This is a genomic window from Aeromonas genomosp. paramedia, assembly GCF_023093515.1.
GTDB lineage: Bacteria > Pseudomonadota > Gammaproteobacteria > Enterobacterales > Aeromonadaceae > Aeromonas.
Map to the genome: position 1 here is coordinate 213,647 of NZ_JAAROG010000020.1, position 26,738 is coordinate 240,384.

Genomic DNA, 26,738 nt, shown 5'->3' on the forward strand with positions numbered 1-26,738 from the left:
GTACCGGGATGATCTTCACTTCATATTAAGCACAGGAATTGAAGGGGAATATCAATGAGCAAGTCAATGAATGTATTTCTTTCACTGTTTTTCACTCTTTTCTTATTTAGTTGCGGCGGTGGGGGTGGCGGAGGAGAGGATAATCCGACCAATCCGGCGCCCGTCACCAAATCACTGACCCGGATCGACATATCAGCCGACACCGCTGGCAACAAGGCCCGAGCCGACGCCAACCCCAGCACCCCGCTCGGGATCAGCACTCAATATCTTGCCATCGCGACCTACAGCGACAACAGCACGGCCGACATCACGGAGCAGGCAAGCTGGAGCAGCGCGGATAGCACCATTGCCACCATAGATGAGAAGGGCCTGGTCAAAACACTCAAGGTCAGCAGCACCGGTATCAGTGCCAGCTATCAGGGGGTTACCAGCAATATTTCCACCCTCACCATCACGGATGCTATTGCCACCAAGGTCTCCATCATTCCCCCCACAACCAGGTTGGCAAAGGGGCTGACCCTGCAACTGCAGGCCATTGCCACCCTCTCCGATGATACGACCAGGGATGTGTCGACCCAGGCCAGCTGGCAGAGCAGCAACCCGACCGTGTTGAGTGTCGATGACAAGGGAAAAGCTACCGCCATCGAAGCCGGTGATGCCACTATCACGGCCACGGTACAGGGGGTCACAGGCCAGACCACTGTCTCGGCAGTCGATCTGACCGTCAGCCAGATCCAGATCATCCCGGCCACAGTACAACTGGCCATAGGTACCACGACCAAGCTGACGGCCATCGCGACCTTCGCCGATCAGAGCACTCAGAATGTCTCCTCCCAGGTGGGTTGGTTGAGCAGCAACACCGCCGTCGCCACCGTAGATAGCACGGGTCTGGTGACCGGCGTTGCGGCGGGATCCACTACCCTGTCAGCCAGCCTGCTGGGGGTCACTGCCAGCACCAGCATCCAGGTCAACAACACCAGTGTCAGCGCTCTGCAGGTCATTCCTGCCGTCACGGCCATAGCCCTTGGCACCAAGAGCCAGTTGCAGGCCATCGCCACCTTTGGCGACGGTTCGACTCAGGATGTGTCATCACAGGTCCAGTGGAGCAGCAACGACCCCTTCATCGCCAGTGTCGATAGCCTGGGACTGGTCACGGGGAGCGGCATTGGTCAGGCGACCGTCACCGCCACCCTTGGCGCCATCAGCCGCAGTGCGACCCTGACTGTCACCAATGCCATCGCCACTGCGCTGCAAGTCATACCGCCGACGGCCTCCCTGCCCAAGGGGACCAAGCTGCAGTTCCAGGCCATCGCCACCTTCAGCGACAACTCATCGCAGGACGTAACCAGCCAAGTCAATTGGAACAGCTCGGATATCAGCGTCGCGACCATAGATCTGAACGGTGAAGCCACCGCGTTCAGCGAAGGGGGATCGAGTATCTCGGCCAACTTCTTGGGCGTCACCAGCAATACTGTGCTGCTGGTGGTTACCAATGCCACCGTCAACAGCATCCAGGTCGTCCTGAATGGTGGCAGTGGCAACCTGGCCAAGGGCAGCTCGGTTCAGTTCAAGGCCCAGGCCGTGCTGAGCGATGGCAGCACCCTGGATGTCTCCAGCCAGGCCGCCTGGTTCAGCAGCGATCAAACCAAGGTCACCATCAATGCCCAGGGCCTGGCTACCGGGGTTGCCGTGGGTACCAGCACTATCAGTGCCAGCCTGAACGGTGTCACCAGTGCCGGGACTGTGCTGACCGTCACCAATGCCACCGTCAGCCAGATCCAGATCACCCCGCCCAGTCTCACCCTGGCCAAGGGGACCAAGGGCAAGTTAACGGCGATCGCCACCTATAGCGATAACAGTACCCAGGATATTTCGAACCAGGTGGTCTGGAACAGTTCGAACATAGGGGTGGCCACCGTCAACCTGTCCGGCGAAGTCAGTGCTGTCAGCAACGGCAGTGCAACCTTGACCGGCAGTGTGGGCGCGGTCACCAGTAACAGCGTCAGTTTGAGCGTGACCAATGCCAGCGTGAATCAGATCGATTTGTCGGCAACGGCATCAACCCTGGCAGCCGGCACCAAGGCTCAATTGACCGCCGTTGCCAGCTACTCCGATGGCAGCAGCCAGAACATTACCCCCCTGGTCTCCTGGAGCAGCAGTAACAGCGACGTCGCCACCGTCAGCACCAGTGGTGAAGTCACTGCAGTGTCCCCGGGGACGGCCGTCATCACCGGCAGCTTCGGCGGGCAAGTCAGCAACTTGACCGTCACAGTCACGGCTGCGACTGTGAGCGCCATCCAAATCAGCACTCCCCTTACCTCACTGGCATTGGGGACCAATGGCCAGTTGAAGGCTCTCGCAACCTACTCTGACGATACCCTGGTTGATGTCACCAGCCAGATCAGCTGGAGCAGCAGCGCCCCGACTCTGGTCAGCGTGGATGCCAATGGCCAGATCAAGGCGCTGGCGGTGGGTTCTGCCGTCATCAGTGGCAGTCTGGGAGGAACTAGCGCCACCATCAATATCGTAGCGACGGCGGCGACCCTGACCGGGCTCACCATAGACCCCATTCCCAATCTGGCGAGCGGGAATCAGGCGCAACTCAAGGCGACGGCCAGTTTCAGCAACCTGACCAGCCAGGATGTGAGTGCCCTGGTCAACTGGCAGAGTGACAACACAGGAGTCGTGACCGTCTCCGGCACAGGCTTGGCCCAAGGGGTGACCGCAGGAACAGCCAATATCACCGCCAGCTTCCTGACCGGGACAGACAGCAAGCCAATCACCATCACGGCGGCAACCCTCGGCAACCTGACAGCCAGTTGCACCACACAGGTCCAGCTGGGAGCACTCGGCCTGCCGATCGCCAACATAGTGACCCGCAAGGCCGTCGCCACCTTCTCCGACGCCAGCACGCTGGATGTCAGCAACAGCGTCATCTGGAGCAAAAATGGCATCGTCATCGGGGTAACCCTGAACAACACCGATATATTGCTGTTGACCCAGTCGGTGACTTACCAGGCCACTCTCAATGGCGTGACCAGCAACACCATCACCTGCCCTTGATACCGGGCATTGAGCCACCAGACAGAGAGGCCGCCAGCATTGGCGGCCTCTTCTTATCTTCTCAACATGTGGCAAGTCATGATGAGCAGAACCACCTTTCGGCTGACTCACCCAGAAAAACAAACCCCTGCCGAGGCAGGGGTTTGTCAAGGTGATGGCGAGGTGCGATTAGATCATCACACCGGCGATCACGGCGGAGAGCAGGCTCACCAGGGTGGAGCCGTACACCAGCTTCAGACCGAAGCGGGAGACCATGTTGCCCTTCTCTTCGTTCAGCGCCTTCACCGCACCGGCGATGATGCCGATGGAGCTGAAGTTGGCAAACGACACCATGAAGATGGAGAGGATGCCGACGGTGCGGGGCGAGAGATCGGCGGCAATCTTGCCCAGATCCATCATGGCCACGAACTCGTTGGTCACCAGCTTGGTCGCCATGATGGAGCCGGCTTGCAGCGCCTCGCCACCCGGGATGCCGAGGATCCAGGCGATGGGGTAGAAGATGTAGCCCATGACGTGCTGGAAGTTGACGCCAAACGCCATCTCGAACAGGTAGTTGACCAGGGCGATCAGGGCGATGAAGCCCACCAGCATGGCAGCCACTATCACGGCAACGGAGAAACCGGCCATGATGTACTCCCCCAGCATCTCGAAGAAGTTCTCCTTCTTCGGGGTATGGTGCTCGTCCCCCTCGGCCAGCGCCTTGGCGTCGGTCACGGTATTGTCAGGCTCGTACGGGTTGATGAGCGACAGCACGATGAAGGTGCTGAACATGTTGAGCACCAGCGCGGCCACCACGTAACGGGGCTCGATCAGCTGCATGTAGGCACCGACGATGGACATGGAGACGGTGGACATGGCCGTCGCCGCCAGAGTGTACATCTGCTTCTCGTTCAGGTGCGGCAAGGTGTTCTTGAGCGCGATGAAGTTCTCGGACTGGCCGACGATCATGGAGCTGATGGCGTTGAAGGACTCCAGCTTGCCCATGCCGTTGATCTTGGCCAGCACGGTGCCGATGCCACGAATGACGATGGGCAGCAGACGGATGTACTGCAAGATACCGATCAGCACAGAGATGAAGACGATGGGCATCAGCACCATCAGGAAGAAGGAGAAGGCCCCTTCGTTGACCAGGCCACCGAACACGAAGTCGGTCCCCTGCTTGGCAAACTCCATCAGCTTGGTGAAGCCGGCGGCGAAGCCACCCACGACCGCCAGGCCCACTTCGGAGTTGAGCATGAACCAGGCCAGCGCCAGTTCCACCACCAACAGCTGCCCGATATAGCGCAGCTTGATCTGTTTCCAGTTGCGGCGGTTTGCCAGCAACGCCAGCGCGAGGACCATCACGAGTCCAAGCACAAAGTGAACGTATTCCATACCAGTAGCACCCAGTGAATTGTTATTTTTGACCGGCGCCATCATAAAGAATCGTATATTTAAAAATCAGATAGCCATCACAATCTGGCTCAATAATATGTATGCGAGATAATACAAACGTTTTTAAATTAATTAACCATTAACGGTATATTAATCGCTCAGAGAAAAGTAAAAATATCCTTATAAAACATATGAATGGAAATATGGAAGTTGCACTGACAACACCGATGGATATTTCAGCATCATTCTCGCAACATTCACTCCTCTGCGCGGCACATATTTCAGCCAAGAATATTTAATCAGTCGGGACGAAAAACGTTTACCTCCGATAAATAATTAGCAAACGACCGCAAACCTTCACCTGGTGCCATCCCGGTTGTGCCTCTCTGTCGCCATGGGGACGGATGAAGCCGCCCCGAGGTCGCACGGGCTTAAGCGTTCAAAAATCCGCCACACCCGGCAGCGCTTTCTGATACAATGCGCGCCCTTGCGCACGACGCATCCCCGTTTTCTCCGAAATAGAGTCCTTTTGTGAACAACAGCGAATTTAGCAGCCTCAATCTCTCCCCCGCCCTGCAAGAGAACCTCACCAGCCTGGGTTACCTGCAGATGACCCCGATCCAGGCCCAGAGCCTGCCCCTGGTACTCGAGGGCAAAGACCTGATTGCCAAGGCAAAAACCGGCAGCGGCAAGACAGCCGCCTTCGCCCTCGGCCTGCTCTCACGCCTCAACGTCAACCGTGTCGACGTACAGGCCCTGGTGCTCTGTCCGACCCGCGAGCTGGCGGATCAGGTGGCTCAGGAGATCCGTCGTCTGGCCCGCGCCCTGCCGAACGTCAAGCTGGTGACCCTGTGTGGCGGCACCCCGACCGCCCCCCAGTCCGCCACCCTGAGCTTCGGTGCCCACATCGCCGTCGGCACCCCGGGTCGCATTCTCAAGCACCTGGAGCAGGGCACCCTGGAGCTCTCCAGCCTGGAGACCCTGGTGCTGGACGAAGCGGATCGCATGCTGGACATGGGCTTTGGCGAAGACATCAACAAGGTGATCCGCCATGCCCCCGAGCGCCGTCAGACCCTGCTGTTCTCCGCCACCTATCCGGAGGGGATAGCCCAGATGAGCCGCGGCGTGCAGCGCAACCCGGTCGAGGTGAGCGTGGAGTCCCTGCACGAGGGCAGCGCCATCGAACAGAAGCTGTATGAAGTGCCGGCCGGTCAGCGCCTCGACGCCCTCACCTGGCTGCTGAGCCACCATCAGCCGAGCTCCTGCGTGGTGTTCTGCAACACCAAGCGCGCCTGCAACGACGTGGCCGATCACCTGGCCGCCAAGGGCTTCTCGGCCCTGGCGCTGAACGGCGATCTGGAGCAGCGGGAGCGGGATCAGGTGCTGGTACGCTTCGCCAACGGCAGTGCCACCATACTGGTCGCGACCGACGTGGCGGCCCGGGGTCTCGACATCAAGGAGCTGGGCGCCGTCATCAACTACGAGCTGACCTACGACCCTGAAGTGCATGTGCACCGCATCGGCCGTACCGGTCGTGCCGGCCAGCAGGGCCTGGCCCTGAGCCTGTATCAGCCCAACGAAGCCCAGCGCGTCAACCTGATCGAGGAGTACCAGCAGGCCCCCATGCCGCTGGGGGATCTCGATACCCTGGGCCGCGACATCAAGCCGATAGCGCCGCAGATGGTGACCCTCTCCATCGATGCGGGCCGCAAGACCAAGGTGCGGGCCGGTGACATCCTGGGGGCCCTGACCGGCGAAGGTGGCATTGCCGGCAGCGACGTGGGCAAGATCCAGATCTCCGAGCAGTACTCCTACGTGGCGGTCAAGCGTCAGGTGGCGAGCGCCGCCCTCAAGCGGCTGCAGGAAGGCAAGATCAAGGGGCGCAGCTACCGCGCCCGCAAACTGGGCTAAGGTTCTTCACAAGCCGTTGGCCAGACCACAGGCGCCTGACAGGCGCCTGTTTCATATATTTCGATGCCGCCATGCGGCAAGACAGGCACCATGACCCAAGCAATCCAAACCGACGTGAGCTGCCAGAACTGCGAAGCCTGCTGCTGCCGCCTCGAAGTGATGCTCTTTACCGACACAGGCGTGCCGGATCGCTATGTGCTCGATCGGGAAGGAGAGATCCCCGTGATGCGCCGGCTGGACGATGGCTGGTGCGCCGCCCTCGACCGCAACACCATGATGTGCCGCATCTATGAGGTGCGACCCCTCATCTGCCGCGAGTTCGAGATGGGGGAACCCGACTGTGTCGACGAGCGGGACAAGTGGTTTATCAAGCTGGAATAAGGCTGGCAGACAGAACGGCCCCGGGCTACCGGGTCAGCTCACCGGTGTGACGTCGCCGCCGAGCCGCTCCCCCAGCCAGTGGATGGCCGCCGCCTCCTGCTCGAAGTAACACACCGCCCTGAACGGCAGATCGCTGAAGACCTGATCCGCCAGATAGCGCTTGAACCCGCCCACCACCACCACCGCAAGAAAATCGCAGCCATTGGCGGCGCACCAGCCAAACTGACGACGAAAACGCGCCAGCACCTCGGGACCGGCGGCCTCGAACTCGGTCGCCACCTCGACGATCCCCCAGGGAGTATCGCGCAATCCTGCGATCTGCTGGCTGAACGCAGCCTCATAGGCCATGGCGCCCGCCAGATTGAAGGGGCCGCTCGGGCGGCAAATCAGCACCTGCCCCTGTCGCTGCATCTCGAAATGGCCGTGTGGCTGCAAGTGCACGTCCCCCTCCTCCCCTGATTTTTTCGTCGCGCCGACGCTGCCTGATGTTGCAACAAGGTAAGGATTTATATGCAAAAAGTCCATGGAGCACCGGCCCTCACCGACAGGCATCGACGCCAGATGGCACAATTAAGGCGCGCAGCGAAGTGAAGGCGGAGCCAGCATGTTCTGTTGCAGTTAATAAAACGTTGCTGCTATCATCCGCGCCAACCAAACATTCCACCAACTGCAACCTTTAGCCTTGGCGCAAGGATCAAAGATGAAGAATCAAGACGCGAGTTATTACCAAAGGATCTGGCGCTGGCATTTCTATGCCGGTCTCTTCGTCGCCCCCTTTCTGATCCTGCTCTCCCTCACGGGCATCGTGTACCTGTACAAGCCCCAGCTCGACAACCTGCTCTACCCCGAGCTGATGAAGGTGGCCCCCGCCACCCAGACCCTGAGTGCCGACCAACTGCTGGCCAAGGCGAAGATCGCCATGCCCGATGCCAGCCTGCGCAAATACCTGCCCCCCGTGGCCACGGATGCGAGCGCCCAGATCATCGTCAATCAGGGCGAGCGCGAGCTGACCCTCTTCATGGATCCCGCCAGCGGCGCCCTGCTCGGCACCATGGACAACAAGTGGAACCTGCAGGCGGTGGCCCGTGCCCTGCATGCGGAGCTGCTGCTCGGCACCACAGGGGATCGCCTGATCGAGCTGGCCGCCGGCTGGGGAATCGTACTGCTCGTCAGCGGACTCTACCTGTGGTGGCCGCGCAAGGGACCCGGCGTAGGGGGTATCCTCTGGCCCAGAATGAACCAGCGCGGACGCCTCTGGTGGCGCGACCTGCACGCCGTGGTCGGCTTCTGGGGGGCGGGTTTCCTGCTGCTGCTGCTGCTCAGCGGCATGACCTGGACCGGCTTCTGGGGCGATCAGTTCGCCAACGTCTGGAACCGTTTCCCGGCCGCCATGTGGAACGAGGTGCCGAAATCCGCTCCTCTCGCCCGCACCCTCAACCATGCCCATGAACAGACTGTGCCCTGGGCGGTCGAGAACACCCCCATGCCGAGCTCGCAACCGGCACCGGAAAGCCATGATCACAGCGCCATGAACCATGGCGGGGAACACGACGGCATGGTCATGGCCAGCCACCGCATCCCTCTGCAACGGGTAGTGGAGATCGCCACTGAGCGCGGGGTTCACCCGGGTTACAGCATCACGCCGCCGGTCGGTGACACAGGCGTCTATACCATAGCCCTGTTCGCCGATGATCCGCGCAACGACGCCACCCTGCACATCGATCAGTACAGCGGCAAGGTGCTGGCCGACGTGCGCTGGCAGGATTACGGCCCGGTCGCCAAGACGGTGGAAACCGGCGTCATGCTGCACATGGGCAAGATCTACGGCTGGCCCCACCAGCTCGTCATGCTGATCATCTGCCTGATGGTGCTGGCAAGCTCGGTGAGCGGGCTCTGGATCTGGTGGAGCCGCCGCCCCCAGGGCCGGCTCGCCGCCCCGCCCCTGCCCGCCAAGTTGCCCCCCATGGGCGGCGCCATCGCGGTGCTGGTGCTGCTCGGGATCTGCTTCCCCCTGGTGGGCGCCTCCATGCTGGCCATCTGGCTGCTGGACTGCCTCTTCTTCTCCCGCCGGACGGCCGTAGCGCCCGCCAGCTGAGGCCACTCGGCAACGATAGCCGCAGACCATAGACAAGAAGGGCTCCTCATCAGGAGCCCTTCTTGTTTCATCTCGCCCTATTTCATGGCCTCGACCAGCGCGAGGATCTTGCGTGCCTTCTCGAAGTGGTCGAGTCTCTGGGTCTGGATCCACCAGGTCGCCGCCTCCATCAGCAGCTCGGGGTCGTCGTTCCTGTTGGCGAAGAAGGCATAGAAGGAGACGCCCACCCCCTCCCCCTTCTGACCAATCTTCTGCTGGCAGACCTGGATGATTTTCTGTTTAAGTGATTCACGCATCTGTTATTTTTCCTCATGCCCGGGTCAGGGCGAACCCCTCTTCCAGCGCCTCAAGGGGCAGGTAGCGACCGATCACCACCAGCCGCGAGCAGGGCACCTCATCCCCCCAGGGGGAACCGTAATCGAACCCCGCTACCCTGTGCACCCCCTGCACTATCAGGCGGCGCGGCTCCCCGGCGATGGCCAGCACCCCCTTGTAGCGCAACATGTCGTTGCCATGCTGCTCTATGCACTGCTCCATGAAGGCCCCTATCTTCTTCAAGTCCAGCTCGCCCCCCTCGAACAGGTAGGCCGAGATGACATCCTGCCAGGAGCGGGGCCGGGACGAGAGGGGGGCAAACGCCTCGACGCCCTGACCGCCCCCACGCACTATCTTGATGCCTGGGCTCAGGCTCAGCTCGTCGCTCAGGGAGAAGGCATCCAGATCGAGCCAGAGCCCGGCCGGGCACTCCCCCCGCACTATGTCGATGATCTGCGCCTTGGGGTTGATGCCCTGGACTCGCGCTATGGCCGCCTCCCGGGTCGCTCCGTCCACCCTGTCCGTCTTGGTGAGCAGGATGCGGTCGGCAAAGCCGAGCTGGGCCGCCGCCACCGGATGTTCATCCAGCTGACGACCTAGGTGTTCACAGTCGGCCAGGGTGATGACGGCATCGAGGCGCAGGGCATCCCGCAGCGCCTCTTCCACGAAGAAGGTCTGGATGATGGGGGCCGGATCGGCAAGCCCCGTGGTCTCGACGATCAGCCGCTCGAACTGCAACTCCCCCGCCGCCCGTCGGGCCAGCAGATCGCTCAAGGCGGCCCGAAATTCCCCCCGCACGCTGCAGCAGACGCAGCCGTTGCTGAGCTCCACCACGCTGACCCTGTCACACCCCTGCAGCAGGGAGCCGTCGATATTGGCGGCGCCGAACTCGTTCTCGAGAATGGCCACGGAGGCATCGGCGTGATGGCGCAGGAAGTGGTTGAGCAAGGTGGTCTTGCCGGCGCCGAGAAAACCGGTCAGCAGGGTAACCGCTACAGCCTGTGTCATGTTGGAAATCCTGTGATATGGGGATCGTATAAGCCGAGAAAAACGTTCAATAAAGGGTGATCGCCACAGCTTGCGTCATATTGGGAGTCCTGTGATGGGAAGTCGCAGGGAGTCAGCAGCAACGCCCGCCATTCTTGCCGCCGTAGCGGGCATCCTGGCGTTCGCGAAAGAACTCGTCGTGGCTCATGGGGGTCTGCTCCGGGTGGGTCAGCCGCATGTGCTGCACATAGTTGTCGTAGTCGGGCACACCCACCATCAGCCTGGCGGTCTGTCCCAGATACTTGCCCGCCTTGGCCAGGGTATCAAACATGCTTGCTCCTTGTTCGCCGTCGAGGAGAGGCCGGCACCCCGGGGTGCCGGCCTGCCGACTTACTTGAGGCTGGGGGCCAGATCGCCGTCGTCATCAGACTCGGGCCGCGGGGCACCTTGCTGCGCCGGCATCGGCTGGTAGGGCGTCTCCCTGGCGGTCGGCTGCGGGTTCTTAAGCGCCTTCATGGCCGTCTTCAGGGAGAAGAAGGCGAGGATCACCACCACCCCCATGAAGAACAGCGTCAGCCCCGCATCCAGCCGGTTGTTGAACACCAGCTGGGTCAGCTGTGACTCTGTGTACTGGGCCGGGATGGCGCCGCTGTCGATCATGGCCTGGAACTTGTTCGCGATGGCCAGGAAGCCGAGCTTGGGATTGTCGCTGAAGGTCTTCTCCCAGCCCGCCGACAGGGTGCAGATGAGCAGCCAGCTGGTGGGCAACAGGGCCACCCAGGCGTAGGCCTGGCGCTTCATCTTCACCAGCACCACGGCGCACAGCATCAGCGCCATGCCCGCCAGCATCTGGTTGGCGATGCCGAACAGCGGCCACAGGGTGTTGATGCCGCCGAGCGGGTCCACCACCCCCTGATGGAGGAAGTAACCCCAGGCCAGCACGCAGAGGGCGGTGGCCAGCAGGTTGGCCGGCAGGGAGTCGGTCCGCTTGAGGGAGGGGGAGATGACTCCCATCAGATCCTGCAGCATGAAGCGCGCGGCCCGGGTGCCGGCATCCACCGCGGTGAGGATGAAGAGCGCCTCGAACAGGATGGCGAAGTGGTACCAGAAGGCGACGTTCATCAGGCCGCCGAGGGCACCGTGCAGTATGTAGGCCATGCCGACCGCCAGGGTCGGGGCACCGCCGGCACGGGAGATGATGCTCTGCTCACCCACCTCGCTGGCGATGCGGGTCAGGGTCTCAGGGGTGATCTGGAAGCCCCAGCTGCTCACCACGGCGGCGGCGGAGACCACCACGTCGGCGGTGCCCGCCGGTGCCAGCACCGCCAGGGGGCTGTTCATGGCGAAGTAGACGCCCGGATCGATGACGCAGGCGGAGACCAGGGCCATGATGGCGACGAAGGACTCCATCAGCATGCCGCCGTAGCCGATGAAGCAGGCCTGGTTCTCGTTGGCCAGCATCTTGGGGGTGGTGCCGGAGGAGATGAGCGCATGGAAGCCGGAGACGGCGCCGCAGGCGATGGTGATGAACAGGAAGGGGAAGAGATCCCCGGCCCAGACCGGGCCTGTCCCATCCACGAACTGGGTCAGCGCCGGCATCTGCAGGGTCGGCTGGGTCACCAGTATGCCGATGGCCAGGCCTATGATGGTGCCTATCTTGAGGAAGGTGGAGAGATAGTCCCGCGGTGCCAGCAGCAGCCAGACCGGCAGCACAGAGGCGACGAAGCCATAGCCCACCAGCATCCAGGTCAGCTGCACCCCGTCGAAGTCGAAATAGGGCGCCCAGGTCTGGCTCTCGGCCACCCAGCCACCGGAGACGATGGCGAAGATGAGGCACACCAGACCTATGATGGAGACCTCGCCGATGCGGCCTGGCCTCAGGTAGCGGGTGTAGATCCCCATGAAGATGGCCAGCGGTATGGTGAAGGCGACCGTGTAGGTGCCCCAGGGACTGTGGGTGAGCGCCTTGACCACTATCATCGCCAGCACCGCCAGGATGATCACCATGATCATGAAGGTGGCGACCAGGGCGATGACCCCGGCGACCGGGCCCATCTCCGACTTGATCAGCTCGCCGAGGGAGCGACCATCGCGACGGGTTGAGACGAACAGCACCATGAAGTCCTGCACCGCCCCCGCCAGCACCACCCCGGCCAGCAGCCAGAGCATGCCGGGCAGATAGCCCATCTGGGCCGCCAGCACGGGGCCGACCAGGGGGCCGGCGCCGGCGATGGCGGCGAAGTGGTGGCCAAACAGCACCTTCTTGTCGGTCGGCACATAGTCCAGACCGTCGTTGTGGCGCACCGCAGGCGTCATGCGGCTGCTGTCGACCGCCAGCACCCGCTTGGCGATGAAGAGCCCGTAGTAGCGGTAGGCGATAAGATAGACGCACACAGCCGCGACCACTATCCAGAGCGCATTGATCTGCTCGCCCCTGTTGAGGGCGATGTAACCGAGGGAGCTGGCGCCCAGCAGTGCCAGCAGCCCCCATCCGAGATGTTTCCCTAACCTGTCCATAAGCCTGTCCCTGCCATTGGTTTTTTACATATGGAACCCCATACGCTTACATCTCTATAGCAATCGAAGCCGTGCCACAATCGAGGCCCGTCACAAGTCGGCGACCCGTTCCGAGAATTTATCAATATTGCCGGCCGGATCACGGCCATCGGGCCTGAAGAGCAGGAGGAAAGCGCTGAAATACTTGAAGAAAACGGCAAGGAACAGCAACAGGAAGGGCCCCTTCACGGGGCCCTTGTTCGCCTGGCGTACCAGTTCATGGCTGAACAGCGATCAGGAGAGCGCCAGCCCGACCGAGAGCAGCAGGCTGAACAGGAAGGCGCTGATGGCGGTCTTCTTGAGGGCGCCGGTCAACACCTCGCCGTCGAAGCTCTCGCGCAGGGTGCGGGCGGCATCGGTGAGGGGCTTGATGGCGGGCAGGAAGATCCAGGGCCAGATACTCATGGGCTGGGTCAGCAGGAAGGCGATGGTGGCCAGCAGCGCCGCCCCCAGCAGCACCCAGTGGTAGGCGATGGCGCGGTTGCGGCCGAGCCGCACCGCCAGGGTGATCTTGCCGCTGGCGGCATCGCTCTCTATGTCCCGCACGTTGTTGATGTTGAGCACGGCGGTCGCCAGCAGGCCGCAGGCGGTGGCGGGCAGCAGCAGATCCCATTCCAGGGTATGGGTGAACAGGTAGTAGGAGCCGAGCACCCCCAGCAGGCCGAAGAACAGGAATACCGAGATGTCCCCGAAGCCGCGATAGCCGTAAGGGGTCTTGCCCACCGTGTAGGTGATGGCCGCGACTATGGCGGCGCCCCCCAGCAGGATGAACGTCAGGATCTGCTGCCACGCCTCCCCGAAGGCACAGACCAGCAGGGAGAGGCCGCTCACCACGGCCGCCAAGGCGGTCAACCCCATGGCGATGCACATCTGGTGGCGAGTGATGAGGCCGGATACCACGGCACGCTGGGGCCCGATCCGCTCGCCGTTGTCGGCACCGGAGACCGCATCACCATAGTCGTTGGCCAGGTTGGAGAGGATCTGCAGCAGGATGGCGGTCAGCAGGGAGAGGCCCATGATGGCGCCGTCGAAGGCCCCCCGGCTGGCTGCGAGCCCCGAGCCCAGCAAAATGGAGGAGCACGCCAGGGGCAGTGTTCGCAAACGCGCCGCCAGCAACCAAACAGAGAAGGTATTTGTCATATTGTGATGGCCAAACAATCAGATATTGATCGTGTTAAGGGTTATCGAACCGGATTTAGGTATACTTGGCTCCGTGGGGGCTGGGCTCCCTCGGGCAATTTACATGGAAGAATGGGCAGATAATATATAGGAAATCATCGCCCTTTGGCATCAACCTGCGCCATCCTCCCCAGAGCGATTGCGACTATCCGGCTCAGACAAGACATCCATGTTGGCTCAGACCCATCTCAAGCAACAACTGGACGCCCTGCGTCACAGCAATGTCAGCGGCTTCGTGCGGTTGCGCGTGGCGGCCAACGTCGACCTCTTCCCGGGATGGCTGGCGGCGCAGACCCTGTATCCCCGCATCTATTGGCAGGCCCGCGGCCCCAGGAGCCCTGAATACGTGGCCCTCGGCGCCATCCACGAGCTGACCCGGCCAGCGGATATCCAGCGGGTCTGCGATCTCGCCAACTCAACGAGTGAAGACAGCCCCCGCTACTACGGCGGCCTGGCGTTCGACCCGGCCCAGCCAGGCTGGCAGGGGTTCGGCCCCTGCCGCTTCGTGCTGCCGCGCATCGAGCTGGTGCGCCGGGGGGAGTGTGTCAGCCTCTGCCTCAACCTCTGGCTGACCGACGGCAATCTGGATGCCGAACTGCAGGCGGCCGAGGCCGCCCTCGACGCCCTTCAGCCGGAAGCCCCCCTGCCCGCCCTGCAAAAACGGCCCTGGCAGCGCCGGGATGTCCCGGGTCAGGCCCAGTGGCAAACCCTGGTAGAGCGGGTAACCAGCCCCGCCTTTCAGGCCCACACCCCCAAGGTGGTGCTCTCCCGGGAGAGTGTGCTGACCCGCCAGCATGGGGATGATCCCCTCTGCCCCTGGTCCCTGCTCACCCAGTGGGCAAGTCACGCCCAGGAGTGCTTCCACTTCGGCTTCCAGTTTTCCCCCGAGCAGAGCTTTATCTCTTGCTCCCCCGAGCGCCTCTATCGCCGGGAGGGGAGCCACCTCTTCACCGAGGCGCTGGCGGGGACCATACGCCGCTCCGGTGACGAGGCGGCCGACGCGGCCCTGGCCGCCGAGCTGCTGGCCGACAGCAAGAACCGGCTGGAGAACCGGCTGGTGCACGCCGACATCCTGAGCCGGCTGGCCCCGCTCACCACGGACGCCACCCTGACCGAGCCGCGCATCCTGAAACTGCGGCTGCTGCAACACCTCAAGTGCGACATCGAGGCCGAGCTCAAACCCGGCGTGTGCGACTGGCAACTGCTGGCCGCCCTGCACCCGACCCCGGCGGTGGGCGGAGCCCCCCGCGAGGCGGCGCTCGCCTTTATCCGCGAGTTCGAGCCCCATGAGCGCGGCTGGTACGCCGGTGCCTGCGGCATGCTGAGCCGGGAGACCTCGGAGTTCTCGGTCGCCATTCGCAGCGCCCGCATCACGGCCCGGGGCATCAGCCTGTTTGCCGGTGCCGGCATAGTGGCCGGATCCGAGCCCGCCGCCGAGTGGGCCGAGCTCGACAACAAGATCGCCAACGTGCTCTCCCTGCTGGGATAGCGTTTTTCATCGACCCACTGCGAGAGCCTTATGCCCGCCAGCCAATTGCCTGAGCACCGAGCGTTTGCCAGCCAGCATGCCACCTTCAACCACGTCTGGTCTTCCCTCTTGCTGGAAGAGCTCTATCGCCTCGGGGTGCGGGACATAGCGCTGGCCTCCGGCTCCCGCTCGGCACCGCTCACCATGGCCGCCGCCGCCCATGCCGGCTTTCGCCGCCATCTCCACTTCGACGAGCGGGGCCTGGGTTTCATGGCGCTGGGGCTGGCCAAGGGGAGCGGCCGCCCGGTGGCGGTGATCATGACCTCGGGCACCGCGGTAGCCAACCTCTGGCCCGCGGTGGCCGAGGCCCAGCTCACAGGCGTGTCGCTGATTATTCTCTCGGCCGATCGACCGCCCGAGCTCATCGACAACGGCGCCAACCAGGCCATCGATCAGCAGGGGATCTTCGGTCGCTACCCCGTCTATCAGCAGAACCTGCCGAGTCCCACCCCGACCATACCGGCGGCCTTCGTGCTGAGCTCGGTGGATCAGGCCCTGGCCAAGCAGGCACTGACCCCGGGGCCGGTTCACTTCAACTGCATGTACCCCGAGCCCCTCTATCCCGGCGAGGCGTACCTGGACTTCTCCGACTACCTGGCCCCGCTCGGCGACTGGCTCCATTCAAGGGAGCCCTGGAGCCCCTGGCAGCAGGGCGAGCAGCACTGCCCCCACCAGCCCGACTGGGCCGCCTTGCAGGGCAAGCGCGGCGTCATAGTCGCGGGCCGCATTCAGGATCCGGCCGAGGCGCAGCGGGTGGCCCAGCTGGCGGAGCGCCTCGGCTGGCCGCTGCTGGCGGACTTGCAGAGCCAGATCCGCTTCGACAGCCGCAACCTCATCCACATGGATCTTGCCCTGCAAAACAGCTGCTTCGTGACCGAGCTGGCCCGGGCCGAGGTGCTGCTGCAGTTCGGTGCCCGCCTCATCTCCAAGCGGCTCGGCCAGTTCATCAAGCAGCACCCCTGGCAGGATTACTGGCTGGTGGACCCGCAACCGGCCAGGCTGGATCCGGACTACCGGCTGCGTCGCCGCCTGGTGTGCACGCCCGGCGCCTTCGCCGCGGCCCATCCGGTGGACCATCGCCACCTGCCCTGGCACCGGCTGGCGGAGCGCCAGCAGGGCATCAGCAGTCACATTCGCCGCGCCTGCGATCGCTTCTCCGAGCTCGGGGTCTGCCACCGGCTGACCCAGCTCATCCAGGGCCAGCTATTCGTCGGCAACAGCATGCCGGCCCGGTTGATGGACATGCTCGGCGAAACCGGCAAGGGCCCCAGCCGGCTGATGACCAACCGCGGCGCCTCCGGCATCGACGGCCTGATCGCCACGGCCTTCGGTTTCTCCCTGTCCAGCGACGAGCCGACCACACTGCTGCTCGGGGATCTCAGTGCCCTGCACGATCTCAACAGCCTGGCCCTGCTCGGCAAATCGAGCCGCCCCCTGGTGGTGATCCTGCTCAACAACGACGGTGGCAGCATCTTCCGCATGCTGCCGGTGCCGACCCGGGATCAGCTGCTGGAGACCTACTACTGCCTGCCCCACGGCCTGCACTTCGAGCACGCCGCCGCCATGTTCGGCCTGCACTACAGGGCGCCGACCACCCTGGCCGAGTTCGAGCAAGATTACGTAACCGCCCTGGAAAAAGGGGTAACCCTGATTGAAATCAAGGTGCCGAGCAACGAGGTGGCCGAGGATCTCAAGGCACTGGGATCCCTTATCCGTGGCATATGACATCAAGGTCCTGCGTGACAACGAGGTGGCCGAGGATCTCAAGGCATTGGGAACCCTTATCCGTGGCATATGACATCAAGGTCCTGCGTGACCATGAGGCAGCCGAGGATCTCAAGGCATTGGGAGCGGCTATCCGTGGCCACTAACAGAACCCAGCCAACACTGGTGCTGCTGCACGGCCTGCTCGGCAATGCCGACGACTGGCGGCCTGTCATCCAGGCCCTGCCCGGCATCGAGTGCCTGGCCCTGGATCTGCCGGGCCACGGCAGCAACAAGGGGCTGAGGGTGAGCGGCTTTGACAAGGCCCATCGCTGGCTCTGCGGCGAGCTGGCCGCGCGGGATATCGCGCGCTATCGGCTGGCGGGCTATTCCCTGGGGGGGCGGCTCGCCCTCTATCACGCCAGCCAGTCCCCCGCCGGGTTGCAGGCGCTCCTGCTGGAGAACTGCCATCCGGGTCTGCCAAAGGCCGAGCGTGCCGCCCGCCTCGCCCACGACGAGGGCTGGGCCCGGCGCTTCGAGTGCGAGCCCCTGGCCCTGGTGCTCGCCGACTGGTACCGGCAGGGGGTGTTCGCCGATCTGGACGAGGAGGCCCGTGGCCGCCAAATGGCGAAACGCCTTGGCAACGAGGGTTCCGCCGTGGCGACCATGCTGCGTGCCACCTCCCTTGGCAAGCAGCCGGATCTCGCCCCCTGGCTGGGCCAAACCCGGTTGCCGGTGCGCTGGATCTCCGGCAGCCGGGATCACAAATTCCATCGCCTGGCTTGCCAGCTGGTCAAGCAAGGCTGCAATATCAATCACTTGGCTCTGGATGGCGGGCACAACCTGCACGCCAGCCAGCCCGACACCTTTGCCCGGCTCCTGCAAGACTGGGTCAAGCAACCAGAAGAGAAGAGTCATGACTGACGCAATGACGGAAGCGCAACCCTATGCCACCGTCGCCCCTGACAGGATTGCCCGGCTGACCATTACCACACCAGAAGGAAAAAACCATGATTGAGGCAATGACGGAAGCGGAACTGTACGCTCCCATTGAGTGGCAGGATTGCTCCGCCGGTTACGAGGACATCCTCTATCACAAGTCCCTGGATGGCATTGCCAAGATCACCATCAACCGTCCCCAGGTGCGCAACGCCTTCCGCCCCCGCACAGTGAAAGAGATGCTGCAGGCCCTGGCCGATGCCCGTTACGACGACAAGGTGGGCACCATCATACTGACCGGCTTTGGCGAGAAGGCCTTCTGCGCCGGCGGTGACCAGAAGATCCGGGGCGACTACGGTGGCTACCAGGACGACGAGGGGACTCACCACCTCAACGTGCTCGACTTCCAGCGCGACATCCGCACCTGCCCCAAACCCGTGGTGGCCATGGTGGCCGGTTACGCGGTCGGTGGCGGCCACGTGCTGCATATGATGTGCGACCTGACCATAGCCGCCGACAACGCCCAGTTCGGCCAGACAGGCCCGAAAGTGGGCTCCTTCGACGGCGGCTGGGGCGCCTCCTACATGGCCCGCATCGTCGGCCAGAAGAAGGCTCGCGAGATCTGGTTCCTGTGCCGCATGTACGACGCCAGCCAAGCCCTCGACATGGGGCTGGTCAACACAGTGGTGCCGTTGGCCGAGCTGGAGCGGGAAACCGTGCGCTGGTGCCGGGAGATGCTGCAAAACAGCCCCATGGCGCTGCGCTGCCTGAAGGCCGCCCTGAACGCCGACTGCGACGGCCAGGCCGGCTTGCAGGAGCTGGCGGGCAATGCCACCATGCTCTTCTACATGACCGAAGAGGGTCAGGAAGGGCGCAACGCCTTCAACGAGAAGCGCCGCCCCGACTTCTCCAAATACAAGCGGAACCCCTGATGACACTCGCCCTCTATCGCTACCAACTGCCCTTTACCCAGCCCCTGACCTTTCACGGCAAGGTGGAGGTGGCGCGAGAGGGCCTGCTGGTGCGCATCAACGACGGCTGGGGGGAGATAGCCCCCCTGCCCGGTTTCTCCAGGGAGAGCCTGGCCGAGGCGCAGGCCGAGAGCCTGGCCTGCCTGGCGCAGCTGGCCCGGGGACAGACCCCGGCCCCCCGGCTGCCTTCGGTGCAATTCGGGCTCGACTGTGCCCGCCGTCACTGGCCACAGCAGGACGCCAGCCTGCCCGAACCCTATCCCCTCATTCAGGGCTCCCCCCAGGAGCTGCTCAAGAACTGGAAGCAGTGGCTGCACGAGACCCCGCTCAAGGCCAAGCTGAAGGTGGCCCGCTACCCCATGCGGGACGAGCTGGCGCTGATCCGCCTGTTGCTCGATCGGCGTCCCAATCTCAAGCTGGTGCTGGATGCCAACCAGGGCTGGACCCGCGAGGAGGCCTGGGCCTTCTGCGGTCACCTGGATCCGAACCGTATCGAATACCTGGAAGATCTGTGCGCCGACTTTACCGACATCGCCTTCGTCGCCAACCGCACCGGCATGCCGGTGGCCCTCGACGAGTTGCTGGCCCAGGGCAAGCCCTGGGAACCCATACCCCAGCTGAAGGCCCTGGTGCTCAAGCCGACCCTGCTCGGCTCCCTGGCCAACAGCGAGGCCCTGGTGGCCCGCGCCCGCGAGCTGAAGCTGAAGGTGATCGTCTCCTCCTGTTTCGAGTCCGGCGTCGGCCTCGGTCAGCTCGCCCGCCTCGCGGGGGAGTGGGCCCCGGATCAGGCCCCCGGCCTCGATACCAGGCGCTGGCTGGCCAGGGACCTGCTGGACAAGCAGGGTCAACCCGACCCAAGCCTGATGACTCCCCTGTTTCACCGTGACTGAAGGGGCCTCCATGCAGCCCGTCCGTGCAGCTGACGCCTCGCTGACAGCCTGCCCGGTGCGCCACTGGGCACAGGCGGCGCCCGAGCGCACCGCCATCCACGGCGACACCTCCCTCAGCTACCGGCAGCTGGATGCGCGGCTCAACGGCCTGTGCGACCAGCTCGAGCTGGCGGGTTTAAAGGCCGGCGATCGGCTGGCCGCCGTGGTGCGCGGCGCCCTGGAGGACGTGCTGCTGGCCTGGGCCTGTGTGCGCAGCGGCCTCGTCTTCTGCCCGCTCAATCCCGCCTTCCCCCTCCCCAGACAGGCCGAGCTGGCCGCACAGCTGGACGCCTGCGCCTTCTGGTCCGCGGGCGAGACTCCGGTGGGGAGCGGATTGCCGTTGCGGCTCGACTTCACGGGCGAACTGCCGGCCAGTGAGGAAGCCTGGCCGCTTGAACCGGCCCAACAGAGCAACATGATCCTCACCTCGGGATCCAGCGGCAGCCCCAAGGCGGTGGTGCACCGCCTCGCCAACCACCTGGCCTCGGCCCGGGGTTCGGCCAGCCTGATCCCGCTCGATGGCGACAGCGGCTGGCTGCTCTCCCTGCCGCTGTTTCACGTGGGCGGCTACGCCATCCTGTTCCGGGTCTTCCTGGCGGGGGCCAGCCTGGTGCTGGACGATCGCACCCAGCCCCTCAAGGAGCGGCTCGAGGATCAGCCCATCACCCACCTCTCGCTGGTGCCGACCCAGCTCTGGCGCCTGCTGGCGCAAGGCTTCGACCCCGCTCGCACCCGCCTGCGCGAGCTGCTGCTCGGGGGGGCCGCCATCCCTGAGCCCCTGGTCAACCAGCTCAAGGCCCTGGGGTTCACCCCCAAGTCGAGCTATGGCCTCTCCGAGATGGGCAGCCAGGTCTGCACCGGCCAGCCTGCCGGTGCCGGGGTGGTGGGCAGGCCCCTGCCCGGGCGGGAGGTCTGCATCCGCCAGGGGGAGATCTGCGTGCGCGGCGACACCCTGTTTGCCGGCTATTTCCAGGCCGGAGCGCTGGTGCTGCCGCTGGATGAAGAGGGCTGGTTCCACACCCGGGACAAGGGTTATTTCACCCCGGACGGCGAGCTGGTGGTGGAGGGGCGGCTCGACAACCTCTTCATCTCGGGAGGGGAGAACATCCAGCCCGAGATCATAGAGCAGCGGCTGGTGGATCACGGCGCCGTGGCCCAGGCCCTGGTGGTGCCCATCCCCAGCGCGCAGTGGGGGCAGCGACCCGCCGCCTTTATCGACTGGCTGGCAGAGCCCGTGCCCCACGCCGAGCTGGCCGCCTGGATCAGAGCCACCCTGCCCGGCTTTATGGTGCCGGATCGCTGGCTGCCCTGGCCGGATCTCGGCGGCAGCCTGAAACCCTCCCGCACCCTGCTCGCCCGTAGCCTGCGGCAAGAGGAGTGACGCCGCCCCCCATATGGGGCTGAGTCCTTGCTATCAACACAGCTCCCTTTGGGGCTGTTTTTATGTTGTTTGCTCCCGAATACATGATTTCTCGGTGCCATCTGGTTCGTTGATATTCTTTTGGAGCCCAATACCCTGTCTGGTCCCCACGTCACTCCATCCACCAAAGGGATCATGATGAATCACCTCTCTACCCGGCTGCTGCTCCTGGCAGCCCCCGGCCTGCTCGCCACCTCGGCGCTGGCCAGCTACTCCCCCGACTGGCAACAGTATCAACTCACAGGTGAATCCAGCCGTCAGCTGGGGGACAGCCTCACCGAAGTGACCTATGAGCTGAGCGCCCGCAGCGGCGACGCCCCCTATCAGCAGCTGAGGGTGTATCGCCGCTTCGACTGGCGCGACGCCAACCTGGCGGCCCTGGCCGAGCAGCAGTGCGGCGAGCCGCAGCTCAGGGTCGAGCAGGGCTGGCAGATCCGCTACCTCAGCTGCGAAGAGGTGGTGCCGGCCGGCAAGGCCGTCCCGGCCCGCAGCCATGACTTTGGCTACGGCATGAAGCAGGGCCGCTGGGAGCCGCTGGCGGGCACCCCGACCGCACCCCGTCAGGACAACCTGCCGCTCCCCGAGCGCATCGTCCTGGGTCACAGCGAGCAGGAGCTGGATCGCTGCGAACTCAACGCCGAGGGGCGCTGCGCCGAGCAGGCATGGCAGTACCAGCCCCGAGACTGGCAGCAATTGAAAGTGCTGGAAGAGACCCCCAACGAGCGGGATGGCCGCCTCGAGCAGATCTTCTTCCGCCTGCAACCGGTGGCGGGCAGCCAGGCCGCCCGCCAGGTGAGCGAGATCCACGTCTGGCGCCAATACAGCTGGCAACTGGACGAGACCAGGGCACAGCAGGAGTGCGATGAACCCCAGACCCGCCAGGAAGGGGACAAGACCATCAGCTACCGGGTGTGCCGCCAGACCCTGCCCGCCGGCAGCGAGGTGCAGGTGGTCTTGAAGGACACCGGCTATCAATACCCGGTCGGCGGCAGCGAATGGCAGACCCTGCCGGAAACAACCGAGTGGCAGGAGAGCCGGGTGCTCAATCGCCCCCTGGTGCTGGCCAGCAAGGAGGAGCAGCTCGACTGCCGCCGCGCCGACGGCCGCGCCTGTTCCGAACCGGATCTGCCCGATACCGATCTGCTGGACGCCGACGCCGCCAGGATAGTACAGGACGCCAGTGGCCAGCCCGCCCCGGTCTGGCAGGAGAACTATGGCCACGATGACCGCAAGCTGCTGGCGGTGTCCCGCGGCATCCAGAGCCTGCTGGCGGCCAATCAGCCGGCCCATCCGGCCATGAAGCTGCTGCTGGAATACGTGCGTGCCCACAACTACCACAACTACGGCAAGCACAAGGAGGACGGCCCGGCCGCCGCCGAGGCGCTGGCCGAGGCACTGACCGCACTCGGCGCCCATCCGCTGCTCTACCCGGAGCAGGCCAGCGACGAGGTGGGTGCCGTCATGGGGGCCTGGAGTATCGCCCTGCACGGCCAGTTCAGGAGCCCGGCGGTGCAGAGCCGCTTTGGCACCCTGCTCGGCCAGTTCAACCAGATGCTGGCCTACGCCACCCGCCATGCCAGCGAGATCAACGGCCAGTACCCCTGGGCCACCGGCCTGTTCGATCTGCTCAACTTCCTCGACTTCGCCAGCGACCATAGCGACGCCTTCGCCGCCGACTTCCGCCAGCAGGATGGCGAGCTGCGCCAGCAGCTGCACGCCCTCGGCATGAGCGAGCTCGCGTTGTGGAAGGGACGGGACGGCGCGGATCTGTTCCTGCTCAACAACGTGCTGGATGCCTACACCCGCCTCTACCGGGTCGCCCGCTACACCCGCCCGGACGAGCTCGATGGCTACCGCAGGCTGCTGGATGACTCCGTCATCGCCCTCGTTCGCCACCACGACCTGATCCCGGGCGGCCAGCAGAGCCAGGATCTGCTGGACGACATGTCGCTGACCCTCTCCACCTACTACCTGACCTACACGGATCGCACCGGCGAGGCCTGCATCAGCGGCGACTTCACCGGACTCTGCACCCCTGTCCGGGTGGAGGACGTGCTGCCGTTCGAGCACACCTGCTCGCCGACCCTGCGCCTGCGGGCCCAGGATCTGACCATGGATCAGGCCGAGGGGATCTGCCGTGAGCTGGGGGCCGAGGAGCAGCAGTTCCACCGCCAGATGGAGACCGGCGGTCAGCCGGTGGCGGACGATCTCAACGAGGCGCTTGAGCTGGTGATCTTCGACTCCTCCGCCGACTGGAAACGCTACGGCAGCGCCCTGTTTGGCGGCGTCTCCACCGACAACGGCGGCATCTACATCGAGGGGGATCCGGCCCGTCCCGGCAATCAGGCCCGCTTCTTCGCCTATGAAGCAGAGTGGAAACGCCCCGCCTTCCAGGTGTGGAACCTGCGCCACGAGTACGTCCACTACCTGGACGGTCGCTTCAACCAGTACGGCAGCTTCGGCCACTACCCGCTCAACCGCACCACCTGGTGGTCGGAAGGCCTGGCGGAGTTCATCGCCCACGGCCAGTGCTTCGCCCGCGGCCTGGACAACGTAGCCGGCCGCCCGGCGGCCGAACGACCTGCCCTGGCCGACATACTGCACCTGGATTACGACAAGGGGGGCGAGATGGTCTACTCCTGGTCCTACACTGTGCATCGCTTCCTGAGCGAGACCGGCCGTGGCGCCAGCTGGCTGGCCATGGCCCGGGCCCTGCGAGGCCCGGATCAACAGCAGGCGATGAGCGACTTCGAGGCCGAGCTGGACGCCCTGATCGCAAACGACAGCGAGGCCTATCAGGCCTGGCTCGTCCGGGATCTGCTGCCCTGGTGGGACGCCAACAAGGAATCTGAGGAGTGCAAGGCGAACGACTCGGCCCATTGAGGGTGAGCCATGAATGAGGAAGGGCGGCCATGGCCGCCCTTGTTTATGGCGCCCCTTGATGGGCTCAAGATAGCGCCGCGCTCTGCGACAGCCTGTGCCCGAGTGACGCCATGGGGGCGCATCAAACCTGACGCGCCACGGCAACTTGTAATAGAATGGCCCCCTGTCATCTCTTACTTCAGACCCGAACCGCACCGCGCATGAAGAAGTTTGCCAAGATCCTGCTCGCCTGCCTCTGCCTGCTGCTGGCCTCAGTCGCCGCGCTGCTGGGCTACAGCGAGTGGACCGTCTCCGACGCCCGTCACTACACCTACGACGACGTCGAGGCGGTGCCCTACAATCGGGTCGCCCTGGTGCTCGGCACCTCCAAGTATCTGATCGGGGGCAGCCCGAACCACTACTTCAAGTACAGGATCAAGGCCGCCGCCGAGCTCTACAACAACGGCAAGGTGGACTACATCCTGGTCTCCGGCGACAACGCCACCGTCCAGTACAACGAGCCGCGCCAGATGCGGCGGGCCCTGATCCAGGCGGGCATCCCCGCCAGCGCCATCTACAGCGACTACGCGGGCTTTCGCACCCTGGACTCCATAGTGCGGGCCAAGGAGGTGTTCGGTCAGGCCCGCTTCACCGTGGTCTCCCAGGCCTTCCACAACGAGCGCGCCATCTTCATCGCCCGTCACTTCGGCATCGAGGCGGTCGGCTTCAACGCCCTGGATCCCAGCGCCTATCAGGGCATCAAGACCCGGGTGCGCGAGGTGTTCGCCCGGCTGATGGGGCTGCTCGACCTCTACGTGCTGGACAAGGGGCCCAAGTTCCTCGGCGAGCCCATCGTCATCGGTGGTCCCATCCCCTGTCAGCCCCTGAGCACCATAGGGGCCAGCCAGCCCTGCCTGCCGATCCCCGCGGCCAAGACGCCGGCCAAGCCCGCGAAGCCATCACAACCCGTGCCCAGCGCGGCGGTAGCGACCGCGACAAGTTCGGCCTTAGCCACGGCAGCCAGCAGTGCCCCCGCCACATCGAGTGCTGCCGAGGTGACCAGTGCGGCGGTAGCGACTGATGCAGACAAGGCAACCGACTGAGCTCGGTGACGAAACCCCAAAGAGAGACCCGCCAACCGGCGGGTCTCTTTTTTCATCTATGGCAGTAAATGCCGCTCTTTATGCCAGCGCCTGCTGGTAGCGACGCGCCACTTCCGGCCAGTTGACCACGTTATAGAAGGCGGCGATATAGTCCGGACGCTTGTTCTGGTACTTGAGGTAGTAGGCGTGCTCCCACACGTCCAGCCCCAGGACGGGCACCAGCCCCTCCATCAGGGGGCTGTCCTGGTTGGCGCTGCTCACCACCTGCAGCTTGCCCGCCTTGTCCACCACCAGCCAGGCCCAGCCGCTGCCGAAGCGACTCAGGGCCGCCTGGGTGAAGGCCTGCTTGAAGGCATCCAGTCCCCCCAGATCCCGATTGATCGCCTCGGCCAGCTCACCGCCCGGCTCACCGCCCCCTTGCGGGCTCATCACCTGCCAGAACAGGCTGTGGTTGGCATGGCCGCCACCGTGATTGCGCACCGCCCCCTGCACGCTCACCGGCAGGCTGTCGAAACGGGCGAGCAGTTCGTCCACCGGCAGGGCCGCCAGCTCGGGGAGCTCGGCCAGGGCGGCATTGAGGTTGGTGATATAGGTCTGGTGGTGACGGCTGTGGTGGATCTCCATGGTCAGCGCGTCTATGTGAGGCTCCAGCGCGTCATAGGCATAGGCGAGGGCAGGCAGGGTATGGCTCATGTTCGTTCTCTCTCTTGTTGGGCTCAATGCAATCGATGGGCGGGCTCGGTCTGGCACTGACATTGACCGAGGCAGCGCAAAATGCCGTCGTGATGACCGTGTTTCTGCACGAAGGCGAGCAGCTCGGTGCGGGTGCTGCGGCTATGGCGCAGGGCCGCCGCCCGCAGGGGATCCGGGCTTGCGGGAGACTGGCTGGTGGCGAGCAGGCAGTCGTGGACATGGCACAACATGTCGGCGGCCCTGTCCGGCAGCGTCATGGCCACCAGCAGATCCGCCAGGTTGTGGTGGGCCACTACCAGGGCGGCCACGGCTTCGTCCGCATCTGGCCAGCAGGCGAACTGCTGACGGGCCAGCCACAGGGCCTGCTGGTAATAGTCGAGCGCCCTGGCGTGCTCTCCCGCATCGAAGTGGCGATTGCCACTCAGGGTCTGCGCCTTCCAGTGCGCCATGCTGCTCTCCCCGTCGGTGGCACCGACCCATCCCTTCACCCAGGTTACCGTCATGACTCAGACACTCAAATGATAATAATTATTATTTAACTTATTTGATGAGCGGACACAAGGAATAGTTGGCGCAGCCTCTTTTTGCCCATATGGGTAGGGTTTTTCTGCAATCCCCGGTTTAGTGATCCCATCCACAGATACATTTGAGTTCAGCTACCATGCTGCTGCTACCGGCATGAGGCCGGTGGCTGCCGGAGCGCAGCCGGTTTTCACAAGGATGGTGAA

At 64.1% G+C, this 26,738-nt stretch carries 21 protein-coding genes; 12 read left to right on the forward strand and 9 right to left on the reverse strand.

Annotation, left to right across the window (positions count from 1 at the left end):
* Positions 1–66: 66 nt before the first annotated feature.
* Complete coding sequence (locus tag HB860_RS16585) at positions 67–3,063, forward strand: beta strand repeat-containing protein (RefSeq protein WP_247627327.1); 2,997 nt, start codon at positions 67–69, stop codon at positions 3,061–3,063.
* A 168-nt stretch (positions 3,064–3,231) separates the two neighbouring features.
* Here the strand turns inward: HB860_RS16585 and HB860_RS16590 are convergent, their stop codons facing one another.
* Positions 3,232–4,437, reverse strand: coding sequence for a NupC/NupG family nucleoside CNT transporter (locus HB860_RS16590; protein ID WP_025325553.1), 1,206 nt, complete (start codon positions 4,435–4,437; stop codon positions 3,232–3,234).
* A 531-nt stretch (positions 4,438–4,968) separates the two neighbouring features.
* Between HB860_RS16590 and dbpA the strand changes: the two genes are divergently transcribed.
* Both dbpA and HB860_RS16600 read left to right on the forward strand, forming a co-directional pair.
* Entirely contained in the window at positions 4,969–6,348 is a 1,380-nt protein-coding gene (dbpA, locus tag HB860_RS16595) for an ATP-dependent RNA helicase DbpA (protein ID WP_247627328.1), read from the forward strand.
* A 90-nt stretch (positions 6,349–6,438) separates the two neighbouring features.
* Positions 6,439–6,729 carry a YkgJ family cysteine cluster protein gene (locus HB860_RS16600; protein ID WP_247627329.1) on the forward strand — a complete coding sequence of 97 codons (291 nt, stop codon included), beginning with the start codon at positions 6,439–6,441 and terminating at the stop codon, positions 6,727–6,729.
* A 33-nt stretch (positions 6,730–6,762) separates the two neighbouring features.
* Here the strand turns inward: HB860_RS16600 and HB860_RS16605 are convergent, their stop codons facing one another.
* Complete coding sequence (locus HB860_RS16605) at positions 6,763–7,170, reverse strand: hypothetical protein (protein WP_247627330.1); 408 nt, start codon at positions 7,168–7,170, stop codon at positions 6,763–6,765.
* A 259-nt stretch (positions 7,171–7,429) separates the two neighbouring features.
* Between HB860_RS16605 and HB860_RS16610 the strand changes: the two genes are divergently transcribed.
* Positions 7,430–8,824 (forward strand): PepSY-associated TM helix domain-containing protein, encoded by a 1,395-nt coding sequence (locus HB860_RS16610; protein ID WP_247627331.1) that lies wholly within the window; start codon positions 7,430–7,432, stop codon positions 8,822–8,824.
* 77 nt (positions 8,825–8,901) lie between these two features.
* Here the strand turns inward: HB860_RS16610 and HB860_RS16615 are convergent, their stop codons facing one another.
* The 5 genes from HB860_RS16615 to HB860_RS16635 form a co-directional block, all read right to left on the reverse strand.
* Positions 8,902–9,120: a DUF6500 family protein gene (locus HB860_RS16615; RefSeq protein WP_247627332.1), complete on the reverse strand. Its 219-nt coding sequence runs from the start codon at positions 9,118–9,120 to the stop codon at positions 8,902–8,904.
* Positions 9,121–9,133: 13 nt separating this feature from the next.
* Complete coding sequence (locus HB860_RS16620; RefSeq protein WP_247627333.1) at positions 9,134–10,147, reverse strand: CobW family GTP-binding protein; 1,014 nt, start codon at positions 10,145–10,147, stop codon at positions 9,134–9,136.
* A gap of 112 nt (positions 10,148–10,259) precedes the next feature.
* Entirely contained in the window at positions 10,260–10,457 is a 198-nt protein-coding gene (locus HB860_RS16625; protein ID WP_025325546.1) for a YbdD/YjiX family protein, read from the reverse strand.
* A gap of 59 nt (positions 10,458–10,516) precedes the next feature.
* Entirely contained in the window at positions 10,517–12,643 is a 2,127-nt protein-coding gene (gene cstA / locus HB860_RS16630) for a pyruvate/proton symporter CstA (RefSeq protein ID WP_139439139.1), read from the reverse strand.
* Between the two features lie 273 nt (positions 12,644–12,916).
* The gene (locus tag HB860_RS16635; protein WP_162519292.1) at positions 12,917–13,822 is read right to left on the reverse strand and encodes a 1,4-dihydroxy-2-naphthoate polyprenyltransferase; all 906 of its coding nucleotides are present in this window, start codon (positions 13,820–13,822) and stop codon (positions 12,917–12,919) included.
* A gap of 208 nt (positions 13,823–14,030) precedes the next feature.
* Between HB860_RS16635 and HB860_RS16640 the strand changes: the two genes are divergently transcribed.
* The 8 genes from HB860_RS16640 (at position 14,031) to HB860_RS16675 (ending at position 25,317) form a co-directional block, all read left to right on the forward strand.
* Entirely contained in the window at positions 14,031–15,350 is a 1,320-nt protein-coding gene (locus HB860_RS16640; protein WP_247627334.1) for an isochorismate synthase, read from the forward strand.
* Positions 15,351–15,380: 30 nt separating this feature from the next.
* Positions 15,381–17,114 carry a 2-succinyl-5-enolpyruvyl-6-hydroxy-3-cyclohexene-1-carboxylic-acid synthase gene (gene menD, locus HB860_RS16645; RefSeq protein WP_247627335.1) on the forward strand — a complete coding sequence of 578 codons (1,734 nt, stop codon included), beginning with the start codon at positions 15,381–15,383 and terminating at the stop codon, positions 17,112–17,114.
* Positions 17,115–17,207: 93 nt separating this feature from the next.
* On the forward strand, positions 17,208–18,017 hold the full coding sequence (gene menH, locus HB860_RS16650; RefSeq protein WP_282101244.1) for a 2-succinyl-6-hydroxy-2,4-cyclohexadiene-1-carboxylate synthase: 810 nt from the start codon (positions 17,208–17,210) through the stop codon (positions 18,015–18,017).
* Between the two features lie 86 nt (positions 18,018–18,103).
* A complete protein-coding gene (gene menB, locus HB860_RS16655; RefSeq protein WP_139439149.1) occupies positions 18,104–18,964 on the forward strand; it encodes a 1,4-dihydroxy-2-naphthoyl-CoA synthase in 861 nt (286 codons plus the stop codon).
* Positions 18,964–19,893, forward strand: coding sequence for an o-succinylbenzoate synthase (gene menC / locus HB860_RS16660; protein WP_247627337.1), 930 nt, complete (start codon positions 18,964–18,966; stop codon positions 19,891–19,893). Before menB ends, menC begins: the two co-directional genes overlap by 1 nt.
* 10 nt (positions 19,894–19,903) lie before the next feature.
* Positions 19,904–21,313: an AMP-binding protein gene (locus HB860_RS16665; protein ID WP_247627338.1), complete on the forward strand. Its 1,410-nt coding sequence runs from the start codon at positions 19,904–19,906 to the stop codon at positions 21,311–21,313.
* Positions 21,314–21,490: 177 nt separating this feature from the next.
* Positions 21,491–24,235: a collagenase gene (locus HB860_RS16670; RefSeq protein ID WP_247627339.1), complete on the forward strand. Its 2,745-nt coding sequence runs from the start codon at positions 21,491–21,493 to the stop codon at positions 24,233–24,235.
* A 155-nt stretch (positions 24,236–24,390) separates the two neighbouring features.
* Entirely contained in the window at positions 24,391–25,317 is a 927-nt protein-coding gene (locus HB860_RS16675) for a SanA/YdcF family protein (protein ID WP_139439156.1), read from the forward strand.
* Positions 25,318–25,395: 78 nt separating this feature from the next.
* Here HB860_RS16675 and HB860_RS16680 read toward each other — a convergent pair whose 3' ends face one another.
* Together HB860_RS16680 and HB860_RS16685 are read right to left on the reverse strand one after the other, a co-directional pair.
* Positions 25,396–26,010 (reverse strand): superoxide dismutase, encoded by a 615-nt coding sequence (locus HB860_RS16680; RefSeq protein ID WP_247627340.1) that lies wholly within the window; start codon positions 26,008–26,010, stop codon positions 25,396–25,398.
* Positions 26,011–26,033: 23 nt separating this feature from the next.
* Positions 26,034–26,459: a hypothetical protein gene (locus HB860_RS16685; protein WP_139439193.1), complete on the reverse strand. Its 426-nt coding sequence runs from the start codon at positions 26,457–26,459 to the stop codon at positions 26,034–26,036.
* Positions 26,460–26,738: the final 279 nt, after the last annotated feature.

Coding starts and splice junctions, on each gene's coding strand:
- HB860_RS16585 (WP_247627327.1), top strand. CDS start 67: ATGAATGTATTTCTTTCACTGTTTTTCACTCTTTTCTTATTTAGTTGC.
- HB860_RS16590 (WP_025325553.1), bottom strand. CDS start 4,437: ATGGAATACGTTCACTTTGTGCTTGGACTCGTGATGGTCCTCGCGCTG.
- HB860_RS16600 (WP_247627329.1), top strand. CDS start 6,439: ATGACCCAAGCAATCCAAACCGACGTGAGCTGCCAGAACTGCGAAGCC.
- HB860_RS16610 (WP_247627331.1), top strand. CDS start 7,430: ATGAAGAATCAAGACGCGAGTTATTACCAAAGGATCTGGCGCTGGCAT.
- HB860_RS16615 (WP_247627332.1), bottom strand. CDS start 9,120: ATGCGTGAATCACTTAAACAGAAAATCATCCAGGTCTGCCAGCAGAAG.
- HB860_RS16620 (WP_247627333.1), bottom strand. CDS start 10,147: ATGACACAGGCTGTAGCGGTTACCCTGCTGACCGGTTTTCTCGGCGCC.
- HB860_RS16625 (WP_025325546.1), bottom strand. CDS start 10,457: ATGTTTGATACCCTGGCCAAGGCGGGCAAGTATCTGGGACAGACCGCC.
- cstA (WP_139439139.1), bottom strand. CDS start 12,643: ATGGACAGGTTAGGGAAACATCTCGGATGGGGGCTGCTGGCACTGCTG.
- HB860_RS16635 (WP_162519292.1), bottom strand. CDS start 13,822: ATGACAAATACCTTCTCTGTTTGGTTGCTGGCGGCGCGTTTGCGAACA.
- HB860_RS16640 (WP_247627334.1), top strand. CDS start 14,031: ATGTTGGCTCAGACCCATCTCAAGCAACAACTGGACGCCCTGCGTCAC.
- menD (WP_247627335.1), top strand. CDS start 15,381: ATGCCCGCCAGCCAATTGCCTGAGCACCGAGCGTTTGCCAGCCAGCAT.
- menH (WP_282101244.1), top strand. CDS start 17,208: ATGAGGCAGCCGAGGATCTCAAGGCATTGGGAGCGGCTATCCGTGGCC.
- menB (WP_139439149.1), top strand. CDS start 18,104: ATGATTGAGGCAATGACGGAAGCGGAACTGTACGCTCCCATTGAGTGG.
- menC (WP_247627337.1), top strand. CDS start 18,964: ATGACACTCGCCCTCTATCGCTACCAACTGCCCTTTACCCAGCCCCTG.
- HB860_RS16665 (WP_247627338.1), top strand. CDS start 19,904: ATGCAGCCCGTCCGTGCAGCTGACGCCTCGCTGACAGCCTGCCCGGTG.
- HB860_RS16670 (WP_247627339.1), top strand. CDS start 21,491: ATGAATCACCTCTCTACCCGGCTGCTGCTCCTGGCAGCCCCCGGCCTG.
- HB860_RS16675 (WP_139439156.1), top strand. CDS start 24,391: ATGGCCCCCTGTCATCTCTTACTTCAGACCCGAACCGCACCGCGCATG.
- HB860_RS16680 (WP_247627340.1), bottom strand. CDS start 26,010: ATGAGCCATACCCTGCCTGCCCTCGCCTATGCCTATGACGCGCTGGAG.
- HB860_RS16685 (WP_139439193.1), bottom strand. CDS start 26,459: ATGGCGCACTGGAAGGCGCAGACCCTGAGTGGCAATCGCCACTTCGAT.